General features: G+C 34.9%; 8 protein-coding genes. All 8 read left to right on the forward strand.

Annotated elements, in window-relative coordinates; all coding sequences use genetic code 11:
• A partial coding sequence (locus tag EDD63_RS11095; RefSeq protein WP_166667638.1) for a YibE/F family protein occupies positions 1-201 on the forward strand: 201 nt, incomplete at its 5' end.
• Between the two features lie 259 nt (positions 202-460).
• Positions 461-2,035: an alpha-glucoside-specific PTS transporter subunit IIBC gene (locus EDD63_RS11100; RefSeq protein WP_134171382.1), complete on the forward strand. Its 1,575-nt coding sequence runs from the start codon at positions 461-463 to the stop codon at positions 2,033-2,035.
• 11 nt (positions 2,036-2,046) lie between these two features.
• Positions 2,047-2,520 carry a hypothetical protein gene (locus EDD63_RS11105; RefSeq protein ID WP_134171383.1) on the forward strand — a complete coding sequence of 158 codons (474 nt, stop codon included), beginning with the start codon at positions 2,047-2,049 and terminating at the stop codon, positions 2,518-2,520.
• Between the two features lie 15 nt (positions 2,521-2,535).
• A complete protein-coding gene (locus EDD63_RS11110) occupies positions 2,536-3,864 on the forward strand; it encodes a 6-phospho-alpha-glucosidase (RefSeq protein ID WP_134171384.1) in 1,329 nt (442 codons plus the stop codon).
• The gene (locus tag EDD63_RS11115) at positions 3,864-4,334 is read left to right on the forward strand and encodes a PTS sugar transporter subunit IIA (RefSeq protein WP_134171385.1); all 471 of its coding nucleotides are present in this window, start codon (positions 3,864-3,866) and stop codon (positions 4,332-4,334) included. The genes EDD63_RS11110 and EDD63_RS11115 overlap by 1 nt, the downstream gene beginning before the upstream one ends.
• Before the next feature lie 89 nt (positions 4,335-4,423).
• On the forward strand, positions 4,424-5,179 hold the full coding sequence (locus tag EDD63_RS11120; RefSeq protein ID WP_134171386.1) for a MurR/RpiR family transcriptional regulator: 756 nt from the start codon (positions 4,424-4,426) through the stop codon (positions 5,177-5,179).
• On the forward strand, positions 5,176-5,943 hold the full coding sequence (locus EDD63_RS11125; protein WP_134171387.1) for a MurR/RpiR family transcriptional regulator: 768 nt from the start codon (positions 5,176-5,178) through the stop codon (positions 5,941-5,943). Before EDD63_RS11120 ends, EDD63_RS11125 begins: the two co-directional genes overlap by 4 nt.
• A gap of 237 nt (positions 5,944-6,180) precedes the next feature.
• Positions 6,181-7,244: hypothetical protein (locus tag EDD63_RS11130; RefSeq protein ID WP_134171388.1), on the forward strand; the 1,064-nt coding region annotated here is incomplete at its 3' end.

Genomic DNA, 7,244 nt, shown 5'->3' on the forward strand with positions numbered 1-7,244 from the left:
GGAAGTTCCTTTGCGACAATGATTTTATTTATGGCATACAGTGTAAATGCAAACCAAATACTTAACATGGACTATGTTGCACTAGAGATAGCACAAGCATTAGCAGGAAGTATTGGGATTGTATTGACTGTACCATTTACATCATTGCTTGGTGCATATATCTTAAGTGCGAAAACAAAAAAGGTACCTGTGCAAGAATAAAAATCATCGGGAAGAAATAAAATAAATCGACCAAATGCAAGAAAATATGCACTTGGTCTTTTTTTATGTGTATCCTTAAAAAGTGAATATTACGCCTATTTTAAAGGCTTTGTGAAAAATCACAGGATATATTCATATGTATGAAATTGTGTATTTGTTCCCAAAGAATCGCAAAGTATTGTGCTTCAAAATTCCAATGTTATGATGTGAGTGTATCAAGCAATATCAGTTACGATTGTTTTAAAAGGGGGTAAACGATATGATGCAAAAAATACAAAGATTTGGAGGAGCGATGTTCACGCCGGTACTGCTTTTCGCGTTTGCGGGAATCTGTATTGGAGTTGGTACATTGTTTACGACAGAAGCGATTATGGGTGGAATGGCAGCACCAACACACATATGGTATCAGTGTTGGAATATCATTTTACAAGGAGGATGGACAGTATTTAACCAACTTCCATTACTATTTGCGGTAAGCTTACCAATTGGACTTGCTAAAAAACAAAATGCACGTGCATGTATGGAAGCACTCGTATTATTTCTAACATTCCATTATTTCTTAAGTACAATTCTTGCGCAATGGGGTTCAACATTTGGTGTAGACTTTAGCCAAGATGTAGGTGGAACTAGCGGATTAACGATGATCGCTAACATTAAAACATTAGATATGGGAATGATTGGTGCACTAATGATTTCTGGAATCGTGATTTATATTCACAACCGTTTCTACGATACAAAACTTCCAGAATGGTTAGGAACATTTAATGGATCAACATTCGTTGTTATGATTGGTTTCTTTGTGATGATTCCAGTAGCAATAATATCTGCATGGTTATGGCCAATGGTTCAAGGTGCAATGACTGCATTCCAAGGATTTGTGGTTACAACAGGTAACTTTGGAGTTTGGGTATTTATTTTCTTAGAAAGATTACTGATTCCATTTGGGCTACACCACTTACTGTACTCACCATTCTTCTATGATAATGCAGTAGTTACTGGTGGTATGTATTCTGCTTGGGCAAACATGTTACCAACATTGGCAGCATCAAGCGAATCATTAAAATCACTTGCACCACAATTTGGATTCACACTTACAGGAATGTCAAAGATGTTTGGTTGTCCAGGTATTGCTTTAGCATTCTATGCAACTGCAAAATCTGAAAAGAAAAAACGTGTACTTGGATTATTAATACCAATTACCTTAACAGCTGTTATGTGTGGTGTTACTGAGCCGATTGAATTTACATTCTTGTTTATTGCACCTGCACTATATGTTGTGCACTGTATCTTAGCAGCAACCCTTGCAACAGTGGCATATATGGCTGGAGTTGTTGGAATCTTCTCAGGAGGAGCAATTGAATGTGCTGCCTTAAACTGGATTCCATTAATGAGTTCACACTGGTCAACGTATTTGATTCAATTTGCAATTGGAATTGCCTTTACAGGAATTTACTTCATTGTATTTAGAACATTGATTTTAAAATTTAACTTCGCAACACCAGGAAGAGAAATTGATGAAGATGAAGATGTAAAATTCTACTCAAAGAAAGAATTCAGAGAGAAAAAAGGAATGCGCACTTCTTCAGGTAACGATTTGGCATATGTTGAAATGATATTAGAAGGACTTGGTGGTGCGGAAAATATTGAAGATGTTACAAACTGTGTGACACGTCTTCGTGTCACCGTAAAAGATGAAACAATTGTAAAAGACGATAAGTATTTCAAACAAATTGGAACACATGGATTAGCAGCGAAAGGAAAATCAATGCAAGTAATTATTGGGTTAACAGTTGCATCCGTTCGTGATGACTTTGAAAAATTACTAGCTGCATAAGAAAGGACAATATGATGAAAACTAAAAAGTTAAAGAAATGGTATACGTTAGCACAAATACTTCTTTGTGTGACACCTATCATGTTCTATATTCAAGTTTCGTATAAATTGATTGGTTCGCAAATGGACTTGCAAGCATTGTTGCAACAAGATCCTGCGGTTGCTATTTCCTTTTTAGTAGCAATCATCAATCCATTTGTAGCGTATCAACTACAGTATTTCAAAAAACAAATAGAGACAAAAGATACAAATATTGTGATCTTTAGTTTGATGATATTGATGGTAGCACAAATGCTACTAGGAAATATATTCTATGTTTGTGTATTAGGATTTCTAGCATTTCAAACATACCGTTTATATAAATCATCTTGGACAAGAACACAAGTATTTGAAACGATACGACATGCATGGTCTTACATGATACCTAATGTTGCAATTATGGCACTTAGTATTCTATGTTTCTATGCATCTATGCAAATCATGTAGAGGAGGGAAAAACACATGAAAAAGTATTCAATAGTAGTGGCCGGTGGAGGAAGTACCTTTACACCAGGAATTGCGTTAATGTTGCTTGAGGAACAAGACCGTTTTCCAATTCGTAAAATTAAGTTTTATGACAATGATGGTAAGCGTCAAGAAACCATCGCAAAGGCATGTGAAATATACATTAAAGAAAATGCTCCAGAGATTGAGTTTAGCTACACAACTGATCCAGAAGAAGCTTTTACAGATGTAGATTTCTGTATGGCACACATTCGTGTTGGAAAATATGCAATGCGTGAAAAAGACGAAAAAATTCCATTAAAATATGGAGTTGTTGGACAAGAAACTTGTGGTCCAGGTGGTATCGCATATGGAATGCGTTCAATTGGTGGAATTATTGAACTAATCGATTATATGGAAAAGTATTCACCAAATGCATGGATGCTAAACTACTCAAATCCTGCAGCTATTGTTGCAGAAGCAACAAGACGTTTACGTCCAGATTCAAAAATTCTAAATATTTGTGATATGCCAGTCGATCTTGAAGAAAAAATGGCAGACATGGTTGGATTAAAAAGTCGTAAACAATTAGATACGCAATATTATGGGCTAAACCACTTTGGTTGGTGGCACAAGATTTATGACAATGAAGGAAATGATTTAATGCCAATCATTCGTAAAAAGATGGCAGAAAATGGATTTGCTGGTGCAATTAGTCAAACGGATCAACATGTTGAAAATTCATGGATGGACACATTTGCTAAAGCAAAAGATGTATATGCACTCGATCCAGAAACCATTCCAAATACATATTTGAAATATTACTTATTCCCTGACTATGTTGTTGAACATGCAAATCCAGAACACACACGTGCCAATGAAGTTATGGAACACAGAGAAAAACATATCTTTGAAGTTTGCAATAACATCATTGAAGCAGGCACTGCAAAAGGTTCACCATTTGAACCGGATGCACATGCTACATATATTGTAGACTTAGCTTGTGCAATTGCAAAAAACACAAAAGAGAAAATGTTGTTGATTGTACCTAATGAAGGAACAATTGAAAACTTTGATCGTACAGCAATGGTAGAAGTACCATGTATTGTTGGAAGTAATGGATATGAAAGAATTGTGCAAGGAGCCATCCCACAATTCCAAAAAGGATTGATGGAGCAACAAGTATCTGTTGAAAAGTTAACAGTTGCTGCTTGGATTGAAGGATCATACCAAAAACTATGGCAAGCAATTACACTTTCAAAAACAGTACCAAGTGCACGCGTTGCCAAATTAATCCTAGATGACTTAATTGAAGCAAATAAAGAGTATTGGCCAGAACTTAAATAATGTTTTTTAAAAAGAAAAACAAAGAACTCTACGCGTTTGTGGATGGCGAAAGTGTAGAATTAGAGCATGTACCTGATGATGTGTTTTCACAAAAGATGATGGGTGATGGAATTGCAATACAACCGTCCAGTGGTTGTGTAGTTGCTCCATGTGATGCACGTATCACACTTGCTAATGATGAAAGCTCTCATGCAATTGGCTTTATTAACGCTGATGGTGTAGAGATGTTAATTCATATTGGACTTGATACCTTTGCATGCAAAAAGGATGTGTTTAAACGGCATGTGCATATTCAAGATCATGTTAAAGCTGGACAACCACTGATTAGTTTTGATTTAGCGTACTTTAAAGAACATGGACTTAAGGATATCATTATGTTAGTCATTGTCGATGATAATCAACATCAAGTTCAGAGATACTATTCAAAAGCAGTGAAAGCAAATGAAGATGTAATACTTGAATACAAGTAAGATAAGTGCCAGCAATCGTTGGCACTTATTTTCGCAAGAGTAGACAAGTAAGTTTGAGTGGGGTAAAGTTAAGTTATAGAGGAAAGCAAATGAAACTATTCGAACGAGTAAATGCGAATTACCAAAACTTAAATGAGAATGATTTATACATTTGGCAGATCATCTCAAAAAATCAAAAAGACTGTGTTCATGTCTCAATTGAGGAACTAGCAAAACGTTGTAATGTATCACGTACAACAATTTTACGATTTGCTAAGAAAATTGGATGTAAAGGATACAGTGAATTTAAGGTGCTTCTTGCACAAGAATTAGTAAAAGAGCAAGAACATGCAGACCGCCAACAACAAGTGTTTCAAGCATATGCAAATTACACAGGGTATTTAAAAACGGTGAACTTTAAACCGATTGTAGATGCTATTGCAAAGGCAAGAAATCTATATGTATTTAGTACAGGGAATGTACAAAGTAGTGTAGCAAAGGAATTAAAACGCTCATTTCTCAATGTAAAGAAACTATTTTTTCACATTGATGATCACATGGATAAAGATGCATTCTTACAAGTACTTCAGCCGACAGATCTAGTCTTAATCATTACGTATTCTGGGGAAACAATACGAATGCTAGAGTTTGCTAGACAACTAAAAATCAATAATATTCCAATGATTTCCATAAGTGTAAATAAAGATAATTCATTGACGCATATTGCAGAGCATTGCTTATTTGTAGAACCTGTAAATGTGGATAATCCTTGTGGTGCAAGATATGAATCCTTAGTGAATTATTACATCCTTATCGATTATTTGTTGATGTGTTACATGCAAATGAAAGAAGGTGAGTGTCAATGATTCGATTAGAAGAACTCGTTCGTCAAAAATATGAAGAACTCAATGAAACGGATTTATACATTTGGCAGTATATTTATCATCATAAACGTCAATGTAAAAAAATGAGTGTATTGGAACTTGCCCAAGTATGTAATTTATCGCATACAAGAATTTTGAGTTTTACCAAAAAACTAGGACTGGAAGGGTATAGTGAATTGAAGTTTCGCATCAAGATGGAACTAGATGATGAATCAAAATTTGATGTTGCAATCATTGATCAGTCCATTCAAGAATTAGAACGTACCATGTATCAATTGAAGGATATGGATTTACATGAATGTTTAGAGAAACTTGATAAAGCCAACCGAATATTTGTCTTTGCTACAGGAACTGTGCAGTATAATTTTGCAATGGAATTGAAACGAGAATTTGCATACCGTCAAAAAATCATTCATGTAATTGAAGGGGATCATGAATTAGACACCCTGCTTACGTATGTAGATGCACAAGATTTCTTCATTGTTGCATCATATCAAGGAAATAACAGCACAATGATTAATCTATTAAAGTATTTAAATCGTATGCATATTCCTGTACTTGGTGTATGCCGTGATGGTGAAAGTTATCTTGAAAAACATGCAGATTATGCAATCACCTTTACATCAAGTGATTTTCCAACTGGATATTACGATATTGAGTATAGCATTACAGGACATTTCTTCTTGATTTCCAATATGCTATTTCTACGGTATCTTGAATATAAGTCAAAGGAAGAACGTGTATAAGTTGAAATGTGTATTGACAAAGTACTTTTGACCGATATAATGAAACTATAAAAAGAAAACGCTTTCACTCGCGGATAGAGTGAGAGAGTGAGTATGTTACTGAAACCAGGCAGACTCAAATCATATAGAACTTTTTCTATGTGGTTTGAGTTTTCTTTTTGTTTAGGGAGCTGGAGGTGAAAAGAAGGAAAACTAAGTAGAAATGCAAAATTGAATCGTGTAAGAAAAGGAGATATTATGTTTAGAAAAATAGGAATTACAATTCTTGCTTGCTTCACATTGTTTGGGGCTGCTGGATTTACAGATGTATTTACATCCCATCAAGATGATATAGTAAGTGAGCCAGAAGAAAAATTAGTGAATTATAATGTTGCTAGCGATACGATGGAATGGAAATACTTGGATGATAATACGGATCCAAATGTAGGAACGTATTACGAAACATGGAATAAGAAAAATGGATGGGCGTATCCAATTGGTTGGCTGGATTATGGAGTCGACATGGAATTTGATGATGTGGATTGGCCTTCATACCAAGGAAAGAAATTCACAACTACAGATGATGGAAGTGGACAAGTGTTGAAGACAAATGATGATGGTACAACATATAGTACATACTTTTTACGTCATACATTCCGCTTAACACAAAAACAAGTAGATAACACGTATGCGATTAGTGGGAAAGTCCGTTATAATGATGCGATGATTATGTATTTGAATGGAAAGCCAATTGCAAACTTCTTTAATATTCCTACAAGTAACTATAAGCAAAATATGGAATATGGATGTCAAGAAAAAGTTGATGGTTATATCGAAGAAGAATTCATTATTGAAGATGTATCAAGTCTAGGTGCTGGTTATATTCCAGGCACATACAAAGAAGGTTATGATGAGCAATGGAAGATGGATATCATGGAACTTGATGAACCAGAGACAGATGCGTATGGAAATACATTCATGGATATCACAATTGCAGTTGAACTTCATACAGCAAATCCAGAAGATGTAGATGCTATGTTTGAATTACTAGAATTCAATATCAATCCAACAGAAGATACACTTCCAGCAAGTGATGCAATTAAAGATGTTGCATTAAATGTTGGAGAAAATGAAACAAACTTGAACTTAGCGTGGTTTGCGACTTCTGATAAAGTTGGTGCACTTCAAATCATGGAAGGTAATGATATAAATGCATTTGATGAAACTAAAGCAACAACAATACCTGCTAAATCAACAGAAAAAGCATATACAAAATTTACAGATACACACTACTACTCAAATAAAGTAGATTACAATGGAAT

It is taken from the genome of Breznakia blatticola (genome assembly GCF_004365815.1).
In the GTDB taxonomy this organism is placed as follows: Bacteria; Bacillota_I; Bacilli_A; order Erysipelotrichales; family Erysipelotrichaceae; genus Breznakia; species Breznakia blatticola.

Bases quoted from the DNA above. Each gene is read 5' to 3' on its own strand.
- EDD63_RS11100 (WP_134171382.1), top strand. From the start codon at position 461: ATGATGCAAAAAATACAAAGATTTGGAGGAGCGATGTTCACGCCGGTA.
- EDD63_RS11105 (WP_134171383.1), top strand. From the start codon at position 2,047: ATGATGAAAACTAAAAAGTTAAAGAAATGGTATACGTTAGCACAAATA.
- EDD63_RS11110 (WP_134171384.1), top strand. From the start codon at position 2,536: ATGAAAAAGTATTCAATAGTAGTGGCCGGTGGAGGAAGTACCTTTACA.
- EDD63_RS11115 (WP_134171385.1), top strand. From the start codon at position 3,864: ATGTTTTTTAAAAAGAAAAACAAAGAACTCTACGCGTTTGTGGATGGC.
- EDD63_RS11120 (WP_134171386.1), top strand. From the start codon at position 4,424: ATGAAACTATTCGAACGAGTAAATGCGAATTACCAAAACTTAAATGAG.
- EDD63_RS11125 (WP_134171387.1), top strand. From the start codon at position 5,176: ATGATTCGATTAGAAGAACTCGTTCGTCAAAAATATGAAGAACTCAAT.